Genomic DNA, 19,471 nt, shown 5'->3' on the forward strand with positions numbered 1-19,471 from the left:
TACTAGGACTGAAAATAAAGAAATGGCTTTTGCCACAGTAGAAGTTTATTAGATATTCCTTTATATTAAAGTTAATATGCGGGCGATTTAAAGATATTGTGAATGCTGTTGGCGGTGTGTCTCTATATAATAAATTTGAGTTTCAATTAAATGATGACGAAGCACTGTCAAATGAAAGAATGAGGAAAGTTGATCCTGATGGTGACTTTGGAATGTAAAATAGACAAAGGCAAGTTAATCAAGCAGTTGTAGAAAAAAGGTGCCAGTTTACGATTATTAAGTAATTACGATAATATTTTGATGCAATTGTTAAAAACATACGTACCAATATAACCATAAAAGATAATTAACATTCAAAAAAAATTATCTAGGTGCTATTAACAACATAGATTAATTAACTATATCTGGTAAGGGTCAAACCATAGATGGCATTTGGTGCTTTATTGCTGAGAAAAGGTTATCAAATGGAAAAGATACATTAAAATACCACTCACATCTCTTAAAACATAAAATTATTTGTTTTGTTTAATGTTATTCAATATAATAATTACTTAAATAAACCAACCGCATTTTACACCTAGGTTATTTTCGGAGGTCTTACAATATGAACTGGAAAGAAAAAACAACAATTTGGGCTGAATGTAGGCATTTAGATTTTGTACTGAAACAACAATTAATTGAGTTAACAAATAACGAGAAACAGTTAGAAGACGCCTTTTACAAAGATCTAGAATTCGGAACTGGCGGTATGAGGGGTATCATGGGACCAGGTACGAATCGTATGAATATATATACTGTCAGAAAAGCATCTACGGGATTGGGGAATTATATTCTTAAAAAAGGTGATGAAGCTAAAAGTCGTGGGGTTGTTATTGCTTATGATTCTAGATATATGTCTAGGGAATTTGCATTTGAATCTGCTAAATCTTTAGCTTCTTTAGGAATTCAAACTTATGTTTTTGATAAACTTGCACCTACCCCACAACTTTCTTTTGCAGTGCGGTATTTACATGCATTTGCAGGGATTGTCATCACAGCTAGTCATAACCCCCCAGAGTATAATGGATATAAAGTATATGGGGAAGATGGTGCACAATTAACACCACAAATCGCAAACGAGGTTATTGAAGAAGTAACATTAATTAATAATGAACTAGCAATAACAGTGAAAAATGAAGAACGCTTGATAGCCGATGGACTCATCACTATTATAGGTGATCAAATAGATAGAGCATACATCGATAAGGTTACTACTATATCCGAGAACCCTTACATTGGGAATGCGAGCGACATATCTATTGTATATACGCCATTACATGGTACCGGAAATATACCTGTTCAAGCTGCACTACATGAATTAAATTATAAGCATGTTAAAATAGTTAAAAAACAAGAGCTTCCAGACCCTAATTTTTCAACTGTACAAAGCCCTAATCCAGAAGAGAAATCTGCGTTTGAGCATGCAATTGTTTTAGGTAAAAAAGAGCATGCAGATATTCTCATTGCAACTGATCCAGATGCTGATAGATTAGGCATTGCTGTTAAAGATAAAGATGGCAATTATAAATTATTAAACGGAAATCAAACTGGAGCTATCTTACTAGAATATATCCTTTCTCAAAAAAGAGACAAAGGTCAATTACCTGAAAATGGTATCATCCTAAAAACAATTGTTACTTCTGAACTTGGTCGAGCAATTGCACAAAAATACGGTGTAGCAACATCAGATGTATTAACAGGTTTTAAATATATCGCTGAAAAAATAAATGAGTATAATAGGGATAGTACCCATAGTTTTTTATTCGGTTATGAAGAAAGCTACGGATATTTAGTTGGTGATTTTGTACGTGATAAAGATGCTATACAAGCTGCCGTACTTTCAGTTGAAGCTGCTGCATTTTATAAACAGAAAGGGATGACTCTTTATGATGCATTGTTAAATATCTATGAGGAACAAGGATATTATCAAGAAGCATTAAAGTCATTAACTTTAAAAGGGAAAGAGGGGTCTGAAAAAATAGAATTAATCATGAACCAATTTAGACATTCGCCCCCTCAACTTACAAATTTCACAGTAGTTTCTATAGAAGATTATCACACCAGTACAAAGAGAAATCCTTTAAACGGGGAAGAAGAAAAAATACAATTACCACAATCGAATGTACTTAAATACTTTTTACAAGATGGTTCTTGGATATGCCTTCGCCCATCTGGTACAGAACCGAAGATAAAATTTTATTTTGGTGTAAATAGTAATTCTATAGAAAATACAAAATTAAAAATAGCTGAAATCCAGTCACAATTCATGCAAATTGTTGATTCATATCTATAAGAAGGGGATTTGCAGTTAGTAAATGACCTCGGTATTGTAATGAGGTCATTTACTCTGACCCCATTACAGTATTTTTTCTCCAATTAAGCAGAAGACTAGTTGCTCCCTACCCAAAAAACGCATTAATACTAACTCAACAGCTCCCTAAATAAACTGACATATCTTAAACTTCTTCACCTTTTCTGACTAAGGAGCAGTTACCTTGGAGTACTTAATCAGAATTGAGTATAACTCATAGTGATAAATTACATATGTACAAAACTTCTAAGTTGTTATAAAGAGAGTCTATATTCCTTATGAAAAGGCTGATTGAATACGAACTCTTTTTTATATATCTAAGTGTGATTTCAATTCTTCTTGTACTTTTAATTGCTCTTCATTTGAAACGATTAAATACCAAACATCATTGATACGCTGACCATTGCCGGATATGGTTAGCTGGTCAATTTTTCCGACTGCATTTTTATAATTTTTTTGGATATCACGCATTTCATTGAAAGACAAGTTCGTTCTAACATTCTTGCCTAACGCATCTAAGATGTCATCATAGTTTGTGAGTGTGTTAAGGCTCATCCCTTTTTTAATGACTCCTTGAATCACTTGACGCTGACGGTCTTGACGACCAAAGTCACCGTTTGGATCTTCTTTTCTCATCCTGACATAGGATAATGCTTCGTCGCCATTTAAGGTGTTTGCCCCTTCTGTAAAGGAAGAATTCCCTTGTTCAAATGAGAGGGAACTGTTAACTGTAATGCCTCCAACCGCATCAACAATATCTTTAAATCCTTCCATATTTACCTTGATATAATAATCAATTGGGATATCAAGGAAGTTTTCCACCGTGGCCATCGCCATTTCCTCATTGCCGAACGCATAAGCATGATTAATCTTATCATCAAAGCCCTTACCGACAATTTCTGTACGTGTATCTCTTGGGATGCTTAACATTTTCATTGATTGGTCATTTGGATTAACAGTGATAACAATGATTGTATCTGAACGCCCTTTGTCTCCGCTTCTTTCATCTACTCCGAGCATTAAAACAGAAAATGGCTCTTGTTTAGTCAGTGTAAGCTCCTGCTCTCTTTTCTCTGTTTTATACTTGATTGGTTGATGCATCGTTTCTACAGCCCCTGAAACAGAACGATAGACCATAAACCCATAGATGCCAACTGCAATGACCATTAATAGGACAATAGAACCAGTTATTTTTAACCATAACGGCTTCTTTTTCTTAGGTTGGCTACGCATTTCTTTTCCCCCATACAAGTGTTAATTTGATTGATATATGTTATAGAATACCAAATTATTAGTTCCATGGATATAAAATTATACAAATATGACAGTATTGTGCATTTATATATTGAATAATCAGTAATTAAATATTAGTTGTTTTTATAAAAAAATGAAGAAATTGATAATTCGTGGAGTTTTATCAATTCTTTTACATCTTTTTTTTCCTAAATTTAGTTTATTTTTAATAATTTCAGTTTATGTAAATTCCCCTTCCATATCTTAAACTACCCCTACCTAGGAAAAAACCGGTAAGCGCGCTTCCTTTAAGGATGATAGAGAGTGCAGGAGTTTGAGGTTGTGCTTAAGTCGTATGAGCCAATGATTTTTAAGATTATGAGGAGTTTGGGGATTTATCGGGAGAAAGAGGAATATTATCAGGTGGGTGTGATTGCTTTGTGGGAGGCTTGGGAGCGATATGATGAAGGGTTGGGAAAGCCTTTTATTAGTTATGCTTATGCTTGTGTGAGGGGGAAATTGTTGAATGAGTTGAAGCGGTCGATTAACTACGCAGAGCGGTGGGTAGTGGCTGAGGAAGAGTTTTGGTTATTGGTGGTTGGTGATGAAACGAGTGATGATTCTTCTGTAGAGCTTGAGTTTTTGCGGGTTTGTCGAGGATGTTTGACGGAGAAGCAGTTTAAGTGGGTATGGTATACACTCATGTATGATCACTCGATTCGAGAGATTGCCATTAAAGAGGGGGTGTCTATTTCTGCTGTGAAGCAGTGGCGGGAAGGGGCACGGAAATCCTTAAGGAAGAAGATGGGGCGAGAAGGAACGCGCCATTAAGTGTGAACGGGAGCATTCCTTTCTTCATTAATTAATTGGATTGTCTCTTCTAGAGTGATAGGTTCTTTGGTATTCGGGTTCATATATTTGGGATAAAGTAAATAGGCGGCAGCGAATACTTCTACAAGTGTGCGTTGCCTTCTTCTTCTGGCTACCATTTGACGATCATCTGTTAAGCCCCAGTTGGAGTAAAAAGGGGCTCCGACTGTTGTAACGGGAATGCCTCGCATGAGTGCTTCGAAACCGGATAAAGAAGTAATGGTATAAACATGGTCAACGGTTTTAAGTGAATCATGCAAGCTAATTGGTTCGCTGACAATCTGTGCTAGATGCGTGACGTCTTTTGGATTGGATTGCAGCGGTCTTTTACCAGATAATACGTCAGGATGCGGCTTATATATAATTTGCGCATGAGGATTTTCCTCCCTAGCTAAGCGGACCAAGTCATTGTTCGTCCAACGTGTAGCTGCTCCCATCATAATCGAAGCGTCATCTTCTACTTGTCCAATGACTAATATCCGCTTGTTCGCTTTCCTGCCGTAGACTACATTCACATCTTTAGTTGAAAGATGGTTATATTTACTTAAGCCGTTTTCTTTTATTTCTTCTATGATGCGCGCTGCACGATCTAAGATATCTTGGTCAAAATGATGATGATTCAGTAAATGCTCTAAGTCACTTGGTTGTGTACTATCATAATAAATACCTGTCTTGTCTATGCATAAGGAGTATGGCAATGTATGCAGCGCCCCTAAACCAACAGAGCGGACAAAGCCGTCCTCCACACGATATATGGGAACTTGATAGGCTTCGGCTATATCTTCTAGCTGTACATGTTGTTTAGATCCCCATATTAAGAACACTTTTTCCCTTTTTACACGGAGCAACCTGTGTAAAAAAACAGTAGTAAAAGTATGGGGGATAAAAATAATCTCATATTCACGAAAAAATTCCTTCACACACTCTTGTTTCCAATGGGAAAAGTAAAATGCTAACGCAATCGGTTTTGTTCCACTATTCCTTTTCACTTGGCGAACGCTTTGTGTATATTTTCGTAGCTCCTTTACTTTCCTAACACCTTTCTTTGCTAATACTCGCCATTTGTTCACTGTAGGACACCTTCTACGATGTAGGATTTAAGCATATCCTTGTCTTTACTGTTGCCTGAGTATAGGATTTGTTCCTCGGCTATTTTTTCTCCTGTTTGTTGAACGATCCAGAAGAGTAATAATTCACGATCGCTTGGTTTTCTGCCGAGTTGATTGACTAACTCACGATACAAACCTTGTGGGTAAGATTCTAGCTTCACACCTCGTTCTATCAATGTACGCATATAATCTGAGCCATGGGGATAGCGATGAATAAGGCCCGGCTCATTACATAATAATAATTCCACCTGTGATAAGTTCACCTGCTCATGCAATTCGGGATGAATGGCACTAAACATAACGAATGAACGGTTCCGATCAACCAATGAAAAGGTTGGTTTTGTGACAAAGATCAGGGTATCAAATTTTTGGCAGAAATGATGCACCGCCTCTTGTGATGTCGCTTCTAGTATAATACCTATCTTTTTTGGAGTGGTCAGCAGTTGTTGAAACTGGCCTTCTGATTGAATCAATTGATTGACGACCACTTTTTCACTATAAGTAGAGGCGTTTAGTTGATCGAAATCAAAATTGACTGCCAAAGAAAGATAAGGCACCTCTATTGGTTCTATTTGTTTCTCCCGTAAAAGCCGTTTCGCCTTATAGGGGTGACCGCAATGATTAAGGATAGCTGCAAACTGCATGATATCTTCTTTAGAAAAATCTACATCCAACATTTTTAATGTCTCTTCTGTTGCTTGTAATAACCTATCTGATGGGCCTTCAATCTTCCATAGTAATCTGATTAAAGCAAGCATTTGTCGCTTAGATTTTTTTTCTACTTTTAATAAGGAGATAAGTGCTGCTTCATAATGACCAAGACCGGCATGAGCAATGCCCTTTTCGCAATATAGAGAGTCAGGTAAGCTGTTCTGTCGCTGCTTTTCTTCTATTAGCCGCAGGGATTTTTCGTATTGTCTCGCATCATTTAGGAGTTCAATATACACTTGCTCTCTTCTAGGTTGATAAACTAAACTTAATGCTTGTTTATATAATTGTTCAGCTTCAGAAAAGGCAAGTGCTTGTCTTTTCTTATCACCCTCTAGCTCCATACTCTCTGCACGTTGTCTAATTAAGATTTTCATTGCTTCTTCAAGTTGAATATGTTCACCGGTATCTGGGTTCATATACCGCGGATACACAAGATAGCTAATCGCAAATAACTCGTCAATCGTACGTTTCCGTTGCCTTCTAGCGTTTGGCTGCCTATCTGTTGTTAAGCCCCAGCCTGCATAAAATGGCGATCCGTAACAAGTAACTGGTATACCGCGAATAAGGGCCTCGAAGCCAACGAGAGAAGTCATCGTGTATACATGATCAATCGTCTGGAGCGCATCAACGATACCAAGCGGTTCAGTTACAACTTTCGCCACATCGGTCACATCCATTGGATTAGAAAAAGCTTTGCGATATCCGCCAAGAACATCGGGATGTGGCTTATAAATGATTTCACATTCTGGATGCTCTTTTGCAGCTGCACGAACGAGATCATTATTGGTCATTTTCGCTTCTAGTCCATATTGGATGGATGCGTCATCTTCTACTTGCCCTATAACTAAAATTCTCTTTGACTTTTTCTCACCATAAATCTTTTGGATATCAGTTTGCGCCGTATGGTTATATTTTGATACGCCCTGTTGAATAAGCTGTAGCCGACATTCTCTTGCACGCTGCAACATTTCTGCCGATACCTCGTAAGTATTTAATAATTCTTCTAAATCTGATGGTTGCCGAGCATTGAAATAAAGGGTCTTTGAATCAACAGCAATGGATAGAGGAAACGTATGGGCTGCACCTAAGCCTACTGAGCGGACAAAACCATCTTCCACACGAAGGACTTTAATACCTTTTTTAGCTGCATAAGCAGTTAGCCCTTCAGGTTCTTTGAATCCCCAGACGATAAATACTACCTGAGAAGCCTTTTTGATGAAAGGTTGCAATCTTTTTAAATCCCCTTGGCCAAAAACAAACGCGGTGCGATATTCTGAGAAAAATTTGCTGCTATGTTCCCTTTTCCAAGGATTAAAGCCGAACATAAAGGCGACAGGCACTGCCTCAGTTTTGCTCCAATTCTCTCCCATTTCAATAAATGGCTTTTGTTCGTTCCCTTTTTTCAGTGAAAGTTGTTTTAAACCTTTTTTTATTGTCTTTTTCCAACCCATACGTACAATACCTCCTTCCTTTATACATGTACGAAATGTGTTTTCAATCCTTTGACCCAATCCATTTCCTTTAGAGATACGGATGGGACTCCTCCAATGACCTCAGAAATAAATGGCAGCCCCCGCTTAGCACTACCTTCTAGTCGTGGGATAAGATGAAAATGAAGATGCCGTACAAGCTCATTCATTGAAGTCATATATAAACGTTCACTGCCAATTATTTCTTTCAATGCGCTTTCAACCACTTTGACGATATGAAAAAAATCATGCTGTTCTGCCTCGTTTAAATCGTGCCACTGTTCAATATGTCTCTTCGTTTCCAAGTGTAAATAGCCTAATGCAGTCCTTGATTCAACCGCAACAAGCATCCACCGATCATTACTGTAAATTACTTCACGCTTATGAGTGAACTGTTTTTCACAAATTGCACAGCTATTCAAGAGAAACACTCCTTACTGTCTGACCGCCTGTTGGTTAAGAAAATCCTTTACAAGTGCCGTGTAATCAAAACTTTGACGAAGAATGGATTCTATAATCTCCCGCACTGCGCCATTACCGCCCATCCGTTCCGCAACGATTTCCGCTTCTTGCTTCACTTCCTCAATCGCGTTTGCTGGACATGCAGCTAACCCGACCATATTCATTGCTTCTATATCATTGAGATCATCACCGATATAACACATTTGATTCACATCAATATCTATTTCTCCCGCTAATTGTAAAAGGGCGGATACTTTATCTTTCACACCTTGCTGCACATAGTTGATGTTCAGTTCCGCTGCTCGTTTCTCAACTGCCGCAGATCGTCTGCCTGTAATAATCGCAACCTCTATCCCAACAAACTTCGCTAGGCTAATTCCCATGCCATCATGTACATGAAATGCCTTTACTTCTTCACCACTGCTTGATAACAAGAGTTTGCCATCGGTTAACACACCATCAACATCTAACACGATTAAGCGAATATTTTTCATCAGTGTGCCTCCTACAACCCAAGATGCATAAGGTCATGAATATGAATCATACCAGTGGGCTCATGTTTTTCATTGACTATCGGCAGCACATTTACTTTATGCTGCTCCATTAATGTCTTCGCTTCAGAAGCAAGGTGATTTTCTGATAGGAAATATGGTTGTGGATTACAATATTGAAGGACTTGTTCTTCAAGTATTGTATTTGTCATCGCAAATGCTCTTCGAATATCACCATCTGTTAAAATCCCGAATAATTCATTTTTCTCTGTGACTACACTGATCGCGCCCATTCCTTGTAAAGTCATAGAGAATAGTGCCTCTTGAACGGTTGCATGTGTTGCAATAATCGGGTTTTTGCGGGTATTAGAGACCACATCAGCTGTTTTAAGTAATAATCTTTTACCTAATGAGCCTGCCGGATGAAAGACTGCAAAATCTTCTGGCTGAAAGTTTCTTGCTTCTAGTAAGGCAATGGCTAAGGCGTCTCCTAAAGCTAAAGTAACCGTCGTGCTTGTTGTAGGAGCTAAACCATGTGGGCAGGCTTCTACTACATTACCTATACAAAGGACGATCTCTGACTTTCTAGCCAATGTTGATAATGGGTTTTTCACAATACTAATCATTTTTGCACCGATTCTTTTTATGGACGGGATGAGCTGTAATACTTCTTCCGATTCCCCACTATTTGATATCGCTATCACTACATCCTTTGCCGTAACCATCCCTAAATCTCCATGCAACCCTTCCGATGGATGAAGGAAAATAGAAGGTGTACCTGTACTCGCCATAGTAGCATTGATTTTTCTGGCAATTATGCCTGATTTGCCTATGCCTGTAATAACCACTCTTCCTTCACATTGGAGAATCATGGCAATCGCTTCATTGATATGTGGACCGACTTGATCTTTTAACTGCATAATAGCTGTTGCTTCTTTTTCCAAGACAGAAATTACGTGATTAGTATAATCCAGCTGGTTCGTTTTCATATTCAGCATGCTCATTCCCTCCTGCATAGGATGATGCTTTTAATAAACAATCCATGGCTACAATCGGTTTTAATATTTGTTCTACATCACTTAATTTCACCATATTCGGCCCATCAGATAACGCTTTTTCAGGGTTAGGGTGAACCTCCATAAAAATAGCGTCGACGCCAACTGCTGCTGCGGCACGAGATAAGTAAGGAACAAATTCACGCTTCCCTCCTGTACTTGTACCATTGCCTCCTGGGATTTGCACACTATGTGTGGCATCAAATACAACTGGTGCCATTTCTCTCATCATTGGTAATGAACGCATATCCACAACTAAATTGTTATAACCAAATGTTGAACCTCTTTCTGTAAGTAATATTCGGTCATTGCCTGCTTCCTTTAACTTTGTTACAACATTGTTCATGTCAGTAGGAGAGAGGAATTGACCTTTTTTTACATTGATAACTTTTCCTGTTTTCGCTGCAGCAGTAAGCAAGTCTGTTTGTCTACAAAGAAAGGCTGGGATTTGGATAATATCCAGTACTTGACTAGCTAAAGCCGCTTGGCTAGGCTCATGAATATCTGATAACACAGGAATGCGAAAGGCATCCTTCACATTTGCTAACATGTTTAATCCCGCTTGAAGTCCAGGCCCTCTTTCGGAAAAAATAGAAGATCGATTCGCTTTATCAAATGACCCTTTGAAGATAAATGGAATGCCTAAATGAGAGGTAATTTCTTTTAATCTTGCCGCTGTCTCCATCACTACTTCTTTGCTTTCTAACATACATGGTCCAGCAATTAATACAAAAGGACGCTCACCGCCAAATACGATTTCATCATTTAATCTGACTGTTTTAGACATACTGTTTTCCCCCTAGAATCTCTTCTATTTTTTGAATATCTTCCTTTGTGTCTACACCGTGGAACGGGTCATCTGTTGCAATCATTTTAATCAGGATATTATTTTCTATCAGTCTTAGTTGCTCAAGCATTTCTGCTTGTTCAAGCGGTGTTTGTGGGAGCATAACGAATCTCATTAATATTTCACGTGGATAACCATAGACACCAATATGTTTAAAATAATCGGTTTTCTCGCCTCTTTGAAAAGGAATCGGTGCTCTCGAAAAGTAGAGTGCCTCATTTTGCTCATTTGTAACGACTTTTACCACATTTGGGTCCGTGATATCTTCAGGGCGATTAATTTTTTTCATAGCGGTGATTACAGCCCTATTTTGCTGTTTTCGAGAGGTACGAACCATCTCATTAATTAGTGTAGGCTGGATGAGGGGCTCATCTCCTTGAATATTAATGAAAAAGTCACCTTCTATATTGGATGCTACTTCAGCCATACGGTCAGAGCCCGTTTCATGGGCGGCGCTTGTTAATATCGCCTCACCCCCGATTGATTCTACTACTCTCTTAATTTCTTCATGATCAGTAGCGACAATGACGCGTTCTAATTCTTCCGATTGGCACACTTGGCGATATACCCGTTCAATCATTGGTACACCAGCAATAAGTGCAAGTGGTTTACCTGGGAATCTAGTCGATGCGTACCTTGCGGGAATGATTCCAATCGCTTTCATCCAATACACCTCTCTCATAATCTTCTAATCTATTCGCTAAATTCTTTGCTGTTTGTTTATTAGGTCGATTGAGCACACCTTCCGTTTGGTAATGAAATCGTAAATAATAGAGAAATTTTTCAATTTTATCTATAGATAAAGGCGTCGATAATGACTTTTGCAAACTTTGATATAAAAGATCTGGATGCGGACATCTTTCCACTAGTGGGTCAATATTGTATAAGGCATCTCCTAATGTAATCACCTTTTTGTAATGAGCAAGCGCTTCTATTCCGACTGTTGAATTGACCGTCACCACAGCTAAGCTAGCCTTCAAAAGCTTGTCCATCCGATATTTTTGCACAAATTGTACATTTGTATATTTGTTTTTTAATGATTGATAGTTTTGTCTTGATAAGTCTTCAGGATGTTCCTTTACAATGACTTTGATTTGCCTATGATACGTCTGGTTATATTGTTCCACCGCTTTTAAAGTAATTTCTAGTAATTGCTCCATTGATTGAATATGTGGTGAATGATAAAAAATTTGCGTATCACGAGACACTTGAAACGGGAGAAAGATATATTCACCCCGCAAGTCAACCTCATCTTCCTTTCTTCGGCTATACCATTTCTTATGAACGAAATATTTGAGTCCTTGCCAGAAATTAATATGAGCAAAATAGTTTGGGTGGATACACAAAAGTGACCCTGCCATTGATAATAGTTTTGCTGAAGCAACCTTCACTAGATTTTCCCTTTTTAGTTGCTTCAGTGATTCTTCCTCCGGGCGAAACATAAATTTCATCAGACGCGGACGGTCGACCTCCATATCCTGATAGAAGGAGAAGTCTCTCGGGACGCTTGAACAGGCATTAATCCCATTCGGGTCACACGTAATCGTATACGGCCTAAACAACCCATCTTCAAAGAAATACGTCCGCAAACCCTTCTTCTTTGCTAAATAACGGCATATTTGGTCAATCCAGTGATAGCCATTAAACAAGCAAATTACTTCGATGTTGTACTTATCAAGCAGGTAATCTAGTGCTGCCATGTACCGCTTATACATCCTAAGCTCACTTAGCGGGATTTCCTTTTGCAGTACCCTTTTTGTAAAAGTAATATTATATATCTGTAGATTCATTAACTCCTTGTCACTAATCGGGTATTCCTCTTTCGCCACATGATTAGGTAAAAAAACGGTCGGAATGGTCGTTTTCATTAGTAACTCATTTAATTCAAGCTGTATTAAATGCACTTGATGACCTTTTCGCTCCAACTCAGCCCCAATATCATGAAAAAGCCTCTTATTGCGGTTGCCTCGAATAAACATGAAATGAGCCATTAGCATCCTCCAAATTCATCGGCTGTATTTAACGCTTTATTTGCCTAGAGTGTATCATGACAATCGCCGAAAAATGATGGATTTACCGATTATTTACAAACCATTTAATAGATATTTACATTTGTTAGAAAATTTTCATAATAGTTAATGGAGGGTTTACAATTAAACTAAAAACGAAAGAGGTACGTTTGTTATTGGAAATATAATGTGCTTTCCCCACACGACTCGCTATTGGCGATATCATTTAAAAAATATTCAATATAATAAGTTTCACATAATAAAAAAAGCCTAGAATGTATTTAAATACACTTCTGGCTTTTATCGCATTAAAGATATTTTACTATTCTTCTATTTTTTTCCTAAAGCACCTTTTGCGGGCAAGAATAAACAAACTCACCATTTATCATCGTTTTTTCAACAAACATATCTTTGATTTGATTAATAGGTTTGTTTAGTATACTTTCATTCAGAATCGTTAGGTCAGCCAATTTTCCAGTCTCTATACTTCCTTTTATATTTTCTTCAAAACTAGCATAAGCACCGTTCCATGTATAAGCTCTAATTGCATCCAATACTCCTATAGACTGCTCATCACCGATAGGATTACCACTGCTAGATTTTCGATTAACTGCTGAATGAATTCCCAGTAATGGATCCAAATCAATGACTGGAGTGTCAGAACCAAAAGCTATAATAATACCTTTATCCAAATAGTCTTTGGCAGGATACATGACATTTACACGATCTCCATAATATTCCTTGTAATGATCACCGTTCACGTAAATAAATCCTGGGTTAGGGATAGGAATAACTCCTAGATTCTTTATTCGTTCCTGTAAATCAGGTGCAGCAATACCCGCATGTTCAATTCGATGGCGATGATTCTCTCGCGGATTCTTTTTTAGTGCCTCTTCAATACAATTTAATACCATCTCAATTGCTTTATCACCTTGAGCATGAGCAGTTATTTGAAAACCGTTATCATGTGCTTCACCTAATATACGGTTTAACTCCTCTTGCTCATAATATATCACACCGAAATCTTTAGGGTTATGCGTGTAACCTTCTCTTGTGGCAATAGTTGGACCAGTACTGCTACCGTCAGTAAACAGCTTTGCAGGTCCGATTCTAAATCGATGATCCCCTTGACCACTAAACTTACCTTCATTAATCATATTCCTCACGAAATCATGTGAATTTGTTAATGACCCTACTATGGCATAAACCCTAACCTTTACCTTATTTTCATTGACGGCTTCCTGCATCATTCGCATCGTTTCGCCGCCATCTCCATAAGCTCCAGCATCATGTACACTTGTTATGCCATATTTAACAAAATCATCAGATGCCAAAGCCATTCCTTCTTTTAGTTCTTCACTAGAGTACGCTGCATGTTCAAATAATTGCATATGGGCATTTTCAATTAACTTACCTGTCAACAATCCTAAACAATCTCTTTCTAGGATTCCTCCATCAGGGTTCTTTGTATGTTCATTAATCCCTGCAATCTCTAAAGCTTTACTATTTGCAATTGAAGTATGATTACAGGTTCTAATAATAACAATAGGATGTTCAGTCGATATTTGATCTAATTCTTGCTTTGTTGGAAAACGCTTCTCTAATAAAGCGTCTTCCTTAAACCCCCATGCACGTACCCACTCACCTTTTGGAGTCTCTTGACATTTCTTTTTCAAATCTTTAAATATATCATTTAGGGATTTTATATGAGAAGCTTTACAACTAACACTAAGCAAATTCGTCCCGTAGATTGTTAGATGAAGATGAGCATCAATAAACCCTGGCAAAAGTGTTCTTCCTTCAAGGTTTATTAATTTCGTTTGATCAGATATGAAAGAACTCATTTCAGAATTCTTGCCAACTGCAATTATTTTATTACTTTTAATCGCTACCGCTTCATCAATTCTATTGTTCTCATCCATTGTCAGTACTTCACCATTTGTCATTACGATATCTGCTATCATATTTACCTTCCTTTCTTTAAGCTACATCTACATATTTACTTACTTGTTCAGCTTCTTGAGGTTTAGTTAGCAAACTAACTGTAATCATCACAAATACATTAGCTAGTAAGCCAATAATACCAGCATGGATATCAAACGGAACTGAATCAGCAACAAGCTGATAATAGAAATTTAAAATAGTGCCAATAATTAACCCACTTAATACCCCTTTTGATGTCGCTCTTCTCCAATATAAAGCACTATAAACACCTGGAGCGAATTGTACAATAGCACCATATGCTCCTAAAAGGAGAGCTACTAAACCTTGTCCACCAAAAACAGTAATATAGTAAGCTAGTCCACCAATAACAAATACACCAAGCCGCATAATTAATAGTGTTTGCTTATCTGTTAAGTTCTTTTTTACATTCTTAACAACACCATCAGTCACTTCCAAAGAAGCACTATGAGTGATGGCATCTGCTGAAGACATCGCTGCTGCTAAAGCACCCGCTCCTACTAACCCATAAACCCATCCTGGAAGGTTCATTACTGTCGTAATTAAATACGGCAGCACCTGATCAGGGCTACTCAACTCCCCTGAATCGACTACCCCTACAGCTGCATAACCAACTAAAAGGAGAGGGACGAGGAATAGGGCAAAAATTGGATATGCAAGTACTGTTTTCTTTATTATTTTGGCATTTGATGCATATGATTTAGAAAAAAGATGTGGCCACATGAGAAAACCTATAACAGAGACAAGAATTATCGTAGTAAAAGCCATAGGACTCATAGTGGAACCGTCTTTTCCAATTTGAAGAAATTCAGGTGTTTCGCGGGCGATTGTTGTGAACATATCAGATGTACCACCATGTAATTGATAAACAATAGAGAGGCCTACAACCCAAGAAACAATAATCATCAATAATCCTTGAAAAACATCGGACCATGCTGCTGCTCGAAGCCCACCAGTAGCCACATATACAACCACTATTCCGTAAGAAATTAGCGCACCTAACCAGATAGGCATACGCCCTTCTGTCATAATATTGAAAATAATCGCCATACCTGACATCTGAGTAGCCAAATATTGAATGGAAGCAAGTAATGCAATCATACCTACTACAATAGCCAGCCATGGACTATTAAATCTCCCTTTCAAAAAGGCTGATACAGTATATAAATTATTCTTTTTACCTATCTTCCCAATTTTAGGCCCAATAATATACCACGGTAGTATAGCAAATGCGGTATATGTAATAATATATAAAGCAGGGGCACCACGCGAATATGCCCAGCCTGGAGCGCCTAAAAATGAAAAAGCACTAAAAACCGCACCTCCCATAAGGAACCACATGACAAGTAAACCCAGCCCTCTTCCTGCAACCGCAAATTCATCTAACGAACTACTATCCCTCCCTCTACCCGCAAAAATACCAACTAGTAAGCATACAACTAAATATACAATCATTATGACCAATGCAATTTGCCAGTGAGGCATTAAAAATCCCCCTCTTCATTTTTATCCGGATCAATAAAATAAAGTACAATTAATGCAACAAATGTAATGAATATCCACAAAATCACCCAAAAAAATGAAAAGGGTAGCCCCAAAATAATAGGTGTTGGACGATTCACTAATTCAAATAGCGGAAAAATAAGTAATAAAAACGGAATCATGGTAACAACCACATACAAAGAAATAAATTTGCGCTTTTTCATTTTTTTCTCCTTTCCATAAATGATAATTCAGATATTTCATAATTATCTATTATTAATAGAATGATATCATTAGACAAAATGTAAAAATATTTAACCACCCATTATGACAACAAGTTTTTCCATCTATATTCAAATGATTAATATGGCGGTATTCTAAAGAAAGTATATGAGGTACCTTTTGCTTAACCACAGATTAAATTCCAAAAAAAAAAGCATTCAATCAAACGTTTGATTGAATGCCTTTTTCATTTATTCAGCTTTTTTCCATTCTCCTATTCTACGGGGATCTGCAGCTCCGTCTAATGTACGGTCATTTAGTTGTAGGGATAAGGCATTGACACTGCCGAAGTAAGTGGCGTTGTCATTGATTTTCACTTTATAGCCTTTACTTTGTAGTTCGTTATAGGTTTCCCGTTTGAAGCCTGGTTCAATCTCAATTTTATCGTCTTCAAAATAAAAGCGTGGTCGCTCCACAGCTTGTTGTAAACTATAACCATACACAAGATGATAGAGAATGGATTCGGTGACCACTGCAGGAATTCTTCTTCCTCCAGGTGAGCCTATGCCGATAACTTCTTTATCATTTGCTAGAATCGTTGGCGAGATAAAGCTTCTTGGCCGTTTACCTGGTTCAAACACATTCGGACTTTTTTCATTTTCACTGTAATTGGTGAGTGCGTTATTCAGGAAGAATCCTTCCTTCATATACTCTCCTGTTCCAAAGAAGTTCCCTAATGAATTCGTTATGGATACCATCATCCCGCTATCATCTACGACAACAAAATGAGTGGTATGCCCATAATCTTTACGTTCTGCCTCTGAATCATTTAATCGGGCACTTTTGAAAATGTCCTTACGCTCCTCCACCAACTCATCAGTAAACTCTTTACTCATTGATTTTTCCAAATCAAGATCGGTATAATCCATATCTCCTATTTGCGATAATCTCTGCTCGTAGGCAATTTTACTAATTTCTCCGAAAGAGGCGACAAATGAAGGTTCATCTTCCCATTTTTGTTCTTCTAATACTTTCTCTGCCATCTGTAATGATTGAATGACGGTCAGCCCTGAGTATGGTGGGGCAGATGAAAAAACATCGTATCCCATAAACTCTCCATGCACTGCTTTCATTTTTTGTGAAGTATACTTACTAAAATCACTGCGGTCAAAGGATTCATGTTGCTCAGCGAAAGACTCTGCCATCTCACCTCGGTAAAATGCTGCCGCACCGCCATCACGGATTTTTTTAAGCGTCTGAGCAAGAGCTGGCTGTACGAGACGATCACCTGCTTCTATCGGCTCCCCATCAATAATAAAAGGTGATTCTTCATCCTCGTCTATCCGATTATTTAGCGCTACCTTAAAGCGATAAGATAAATCCTCATCTACCTGGAAGCCGTCTGCAGCTAGTGGGATCACTTTATCCATAATCTTCTTAAACGACATACTTCCTTCAGCTTCATGAATATCTTCCATTCCCTTTACAAATCCAGGAATGCCTGAATCTGATTCTACTTCCTCCGAAGAGAGCGGAGCCATTTCTCTATATTGCTGAACGAATGGCTTTACCCCTTCTTGATATACAAGTGTCTCCCCGCCACCGCCAAGGCCTGAGCCATATGGTTCGACAACGGCTAATGCATAAGACACACCAACAGCCGCATCAACTGCATTACCCCCTTCGTTTAATACTTCCATTCCTACCTTTACAGCTAACGGGTGGCTTGCACTTACCCCGTATTCACCGCTCTCTGTTCCTATCATCGGGAGGCTCACCTCTTCTTCACCCTTTCCATCAAAAACCCGCAGAAGAACAATCACAATGAGAATAACGACCAGCAATCCTAGCAGTATAAGTTTTTTCTTCATTGTTCCTCCTTCTTTAATCTTGGTTTTCTTGCACCTTCACCTTCAATAACTCGATTTGTATTTCTTGTTCCTCTTTTTCTGTTAGCGTATCTGTTTGACTGAAGCCAACGATAAAAAGGAATAAACTGGCTACAAATAAATAAGGCAATAAACGTGTGACGAACTTCTTCATTCTTCTCCCTCCCTTTGTTTAACCGTAAACGTTAATTTATCATCAACTGTCGCGTGATCCACATCCAAGTCTCTCGTTAATTGTCGGATAATTGACTGCTGTGAGAGCTTGTCCCAGTTTGATAGAGGGGCGGGTGTAGCTTCTCGTATTTTCATAGGGGTAATTTCGAAATTCGTTTCCCCTGTAGGCATGAGATGAAATTGTACGAGTGCTGTTTCTCTCGTTCTTGACCAGCCTTGGTCGAAAATAAAGTTACCCAAGCTATAAAAAATAACTGTGTCATCATAGACCTCAATCGACTCTAATACATGGGGGTGGTGTCCAATAACTAAATCGGCTCCAGCATCTGCTAACGCTCTTCCCAGCTCTTTTTGTCGATCACTCGCTCGACTATTATATTCACGTCCCCAATGGGCATGGACAATCACGTAATCTGCTTTTTTCTTTGCCTCTGCGGTTAATGGGATAAAAGTGGCTGGATCAAAATCTAATATCCCGGCTTGTTTTTCTCCTGCCTTCGTTTCTTCAGAGCTTATGTCGGAAAAACTAAGTGTGGCAATCGTTAATCCATTGATTTCCTGATAAGAAATACGATTACTAGCATCGGTACTATTTGTCCCAGCGCCAACGGCATCGATTCCTTGTTCATGAAAGGTATCAAGGGTATCAATCATTCCCTGTTCTCCGTAATCCATCATATGGTTATTCGCCATGGCCATCGTTTGAAATCCAACATCCTTCATCGCCGCAACCGATTCACGATTGGCTTGCAATGTAATCTCTTTGTTTTCCATCGGTTCGAGCTCTCTGTCGCTTGCTACATTTTCAAAATTCCCTGTCGCATAGTCCGCTTGATTAAACAAAGGCTGAACATAACGGAATAAATAGTCATAGCCGTAACGGTTTGTTACTTCTTCCACATGTCTCCCTACCATCACATCTCCAACAGCCACGCCCGTTACTTGCGCATTCTCTTCTGGCTCAGCATCTGCATCCGTACGAATATCAAAACTATAGATAATAGCAAATGCGACTATTAACACCGGAAAAAGAATCATGATATGCACAGGAATACGCCTTTTCTGCTTCTTTAAGAAACGAAGAAGTTGTTCATGAAAATTAAGCTTCCTAGGTTTCTTTTTATGTTCCATTGTGG

17 protein-coding genes are annotated in these 19,471 nt (G+C 38.3%); 2 read left to right on the plus strand and 15 right to left on the minus strand.

Translation table 11 applies throughout. The features are described from left to right. Nucleotides 1-604: 604 nt before the first annotated feature. Complete coding sequence (locus tag MKX83_RS21190) at nt 605-2,332, plus strand: phospho-sugar mutase (protein ID WP_341057714.1); 1,728 nt, start codon at nt 605-607, stop codon at nt 2,330-2,332. A gap of 327 nt (nt 2,333-2,659) precedes the next feature. Here the strand turns inward: MKX83_RS21190 and tagU are convergent, their stop codons facing one another. After that, nucleotides 2,660-3,583: a polyisoprenyl-teichoic acid--peptidoglycan teichoic acid transferase TagU gene (gene tagU / locus MKX83_RS21195; protein ID WP_251162155.1), complete on the minus strand. Its 924-nt coding sequence runs from the start codon at nt 3,581-3,583 to the stop codon at nt 2,660-2,662. Between the two features lie 324 nt (nt 3,584-3,907). Between tagU and MKX83_RS21200 the strand changes: the two genes are divergently transcribed. Then, on the plus strand, nt 3,908-4,414 hold the full coding sequence (locus MKX83_RS21200) for a sigma-70 family RNA polymerase sigma factor (protein ID WP_341057717.1): 507 nt from the start codon (nt 3,908-3,910) through the stop codon (nt 4,412-4,414). On the opposite strand, the gene MKX83_RS21205 is transcribed toward MKX83_RS21200, so the two are convergent. From MKX83_RS21205 to MKX83_RS21270, 14 genes are all read right to left on the minus strand, one after another. Next, nucleotides 4,411-5,523: a capsular polysaccharide export protein, LipB/KpsS family gene (locus MKX83_RS21205; RefSeq protein ID WP_224937186.1), complete on the minus strand. Its 1,113-nt coding sequence runs from the start codon at nt 5,521-5,523 to the stop codon at nt 4,411-4,413. The genes MKX83_RS21200 and MKX83_RS21205 overlap by 4 nt on opposite strands. Further along, nucleotides 5,520-7,724 (minus strand): capsular polysaccharide export protein, LipB/KpsS family, encoded by a 2,205-nt coding sequence (locus tag MKX83_RS21210; RefSeq protein WP_289434684.1) that lies wholly within the window; start codon nt 7,722-7,724, stop codon nt 5,520-5,522. The genes MKX83_RS21205 and MKX83_RS21210 overlap by 4 nt, the downstream gene beginning before the upstream one ends. 20 nt (nt 7,725-7,744) lie before the next feature. Then, nucleotides 7,745-8,164 carry an HIT family protein gene (locus MKX83_RS21215; protein WP_341057730.1) on the minus strand — a complete coding sequence of 140 codons (420 nt, stop codon included), beginning with the start codon at nt 8,162-8,164 and terminating at the stop codon, nt 7,745-7,747. 12 nt (nt 8,165-8,176) lie between these two features. Continuing rightward, nucleotides 8,177-8,698: a KdsC family phosphatase gene (locus tag MKX83_RS21220; protein ID WP_307315913.1), complete on the minus strand. Its 522-nt coding sequence runs from the start codon at nt 8,696-8,698 to the stop codon at nt 8,177-8,179. A gap of 11 nt (nt 8,699-8,709) precedes the next feature. Beyond that, on the minus strand, nt 8,710-9,693 hold the full coding sequence (locus tag MKX83_RS21225; RefSeq protein ID WP_341057738.1) for a KpsF/GutQ family sugar-phosphate isomerase: 984 nt from the start codon (nt 9,691-9,693) through the stop codon (nt 8,710-8,712). Beyond that, nucleotides 9,656-10,537: a 3-deoxy-8-phosphooctulonate synthase gene (gene kdsA / locus MKX83_RS21230; RefSeq protein ID WP_095371788.1), complete on the minus strand. Its 882-nt coding sequence runs from the start codon at nt 10,535-10,537 to the stop codon at nt 9,656-9,658. Before kdsA ends, MKX83_RS21225 begins: the two co-directional genes overlap by 38 nt. Continuing rightward, nucleotides 10,530-11,261: a 3-deoxy-manno-octulosonate cytidylyltransferase gene (gene kdsB / locus MKX83_RS21235; protein ID WP_095371787.1), complete on the minus strand. Its 732-nt coding sequence runs from the start codon at nt 11,259-11,261 to the stop codon at nt 10,530-10,532. Before kdsB ends, kdsA begins: the two co-directional genes overlap by 8 nt. Then, nucleotides 11,218-12,588, minus strand: coding sequence for a capsular polysaccharide export protein, LipB/KpsS family (locus MKX83_RS21240; protein WP_341057743.1), 1,371 nt, complete (start codon nt 12,586-12,588; stop codon nt 11,218-11,220). Before MKX83_RS21240 ends, kdsB begins: the two co-directional genes overlap by 44 nt. Before the next feature lie 359 nt (nt 12,589-12,947). After that, entirely contained in the window at nt 12,948-14,570 is a 1,623-nt protein-coding gene (locus tag MKX83_RS21245; RefSeq protein WP_251162167.1) for an amidohydrolase, read from the minus strand. Between the two features lie 16 nt (nt 14,571-14,586). After that, entirely contained in the window at nt 14,587-16,053 is a 1,467-nt protein-coding gene (locus tag MKX83_RS21250) for a sodium:solute symporter family protein (RefSeq protein ID WP_224937194.1), read from the minus strand. Further along, the gene (locus MKX83_RS21255; RefSeq protein WP_224937195.1) at nt 16,053-16,274 is read right to left on the minus strand and encodes a DUF3311 domain-containing protein; all 222 of its coding nucleotides are present in this window, start codon (nt 16,272-16,274) and stop codon (nt 16,053-16,055) included. The genes MKX83_RS21250 and MKX83_RS21255 overlap by 1 nt, the downstream gene beginning before the upstream one ends. Before the next feature lie 249 nt (nt 16,275-16,523). Then, nucleotides 16,524-18,143 (minus strand): gamma-glutamyltransferase family protein, encoded by a 1,620-nt coding sequence (locus MKX83_RS21260; protein WP_341057751.1) that lies wholly within the window; start codon nt 18,141-18,143, stop codon nt 16,524-16,526. A gap of 13 nt (nt 18,144-18,156) precedes the next feature. Further along, complete coding sequence (locus MKX83_RS21265; protein ID WP_341057753.1) at nt 18,157-18,315, minus strand: hypothetical protein; 159 nt, start codon at nt 18,313-18,315, stop codon at nt 18,157-18,159. Further along, nucleotides 18,312-19,466, minus strand: coding sequence for a CapA family protein (locus MKX83_RS21270; protein WP_341057757.1), 1,155 nt, complete (start codon nt 19,464-19,466; stop codon nt 18,312-18,314). The genes MKX83_RS21265 and MKX83_RS21270 overlap by 4 nt, the downstream gene beginning before the upstream one ends. Nucleotides 19,467-19,471 lie beyond the last annotated feature (5 nt).

This window comes from Cytobacillus sp. FSL M8-0252 (assembly GCF_038007345.1).
Taxonomy (GTDB): Bacteria; Bacillota; Bacilli; order Bacillales; family Cytobacillaceae; genus Cytobacillus; species Cytobacillus kochii.

Coding starts and splice junctions, on each gene's coding strand:
- kdsB (WP_095371787.1), bottom strand. CDS start 11,261: ATGAAAGCGATTGGAATCATTCCCGCAAGGTACGCATCGACTAGATTC.
- MKX83_RS21225 (WP_341057738.1), bottom strand. CDS start 9,693: ATGCTGAATATGAAAACGAACCAGCTGGATTATACTAATCACGTAATT.
- MKX83_RS21270 (WP_341057757.1), bottom strand. CDS start 19,466: ATGGAACATAAAAAGAAACCTAGGAAGCTTAATTTTCATGAACAACTT.
- MKX83_RS21220 (WP_307315913.1), bottom strand. CDS start 8,698: ATGAAAAATATTCGCTTAATCGTGTTAGATGTTGATGGTGTGTTAACC.
- MKX83_RS21260 (WP_341057751.1), bottom strand. CDS start 18,143: ATGAAGAAAAAACTTATACTGCTAGGATTGCTGGTCGTTATTCTCATT.
- MKX83_RS21250 (WP_224937194.1), bottom strand. CDS start 16,053: ATGCCTCACTGGCAAATTGCATTGGTCATAATGATTGTATATTTAGTT.
- MKX83_RS21265 (WP_341057753.1), bottom strand. CDS start 18,315: ATGAAGAAGTTCGTCACACGTTTATTGCCTTATTTATTTGTAGCCAGT.
- MKX83_RS21210 (WP_289434684.1), bottom strand. CDS start 7,724: ATGGGTTGGAAAAAGACAATAAAAAAAGGTTTAAAACAACTTTCACTG.
- MKX83_RS21190 (WP_341057714.1), top strand. CDS start 605: ATGAACTGGAAAGAAAAAACAACAATTTGGGCTGAATGTAGGCATTTA.
- kdsA (WP_095371788.1), bottom strand. CDS start 10,537: ATGTCTAAAACAGTCAGATTAAATGATGAAATCGTATTTGGCGGTGAG.
- tagU (WP_251162155.1), bottom strand. CDS start 3,583: ATGCGTAGCCAACCTAAGAAAAAGAAGCCGTTATGGTTAAAAATAACT.
- MKX83_RS21240 (WP_341057743.1), bottom strand. CDS start 12,588: ATGGCTCATTTCATGTTTATTCGAGGCAACCGCAATAAGAGGCTTTTT.
- MKX83_RS21245 (WP_251162167.1), bottom strand. CDS start 14,570: ATGATAGCAGATATCGTAATGACAAATGGTGAAGTACTGACAATGGAT.
- MKX83_RS21255 (WP_224937195.1), bottom strand. CDS start 16,274: ATGAAAAAGCGCAAATTTATTTCTTTGTATGTGGTTGTTACCATGATT.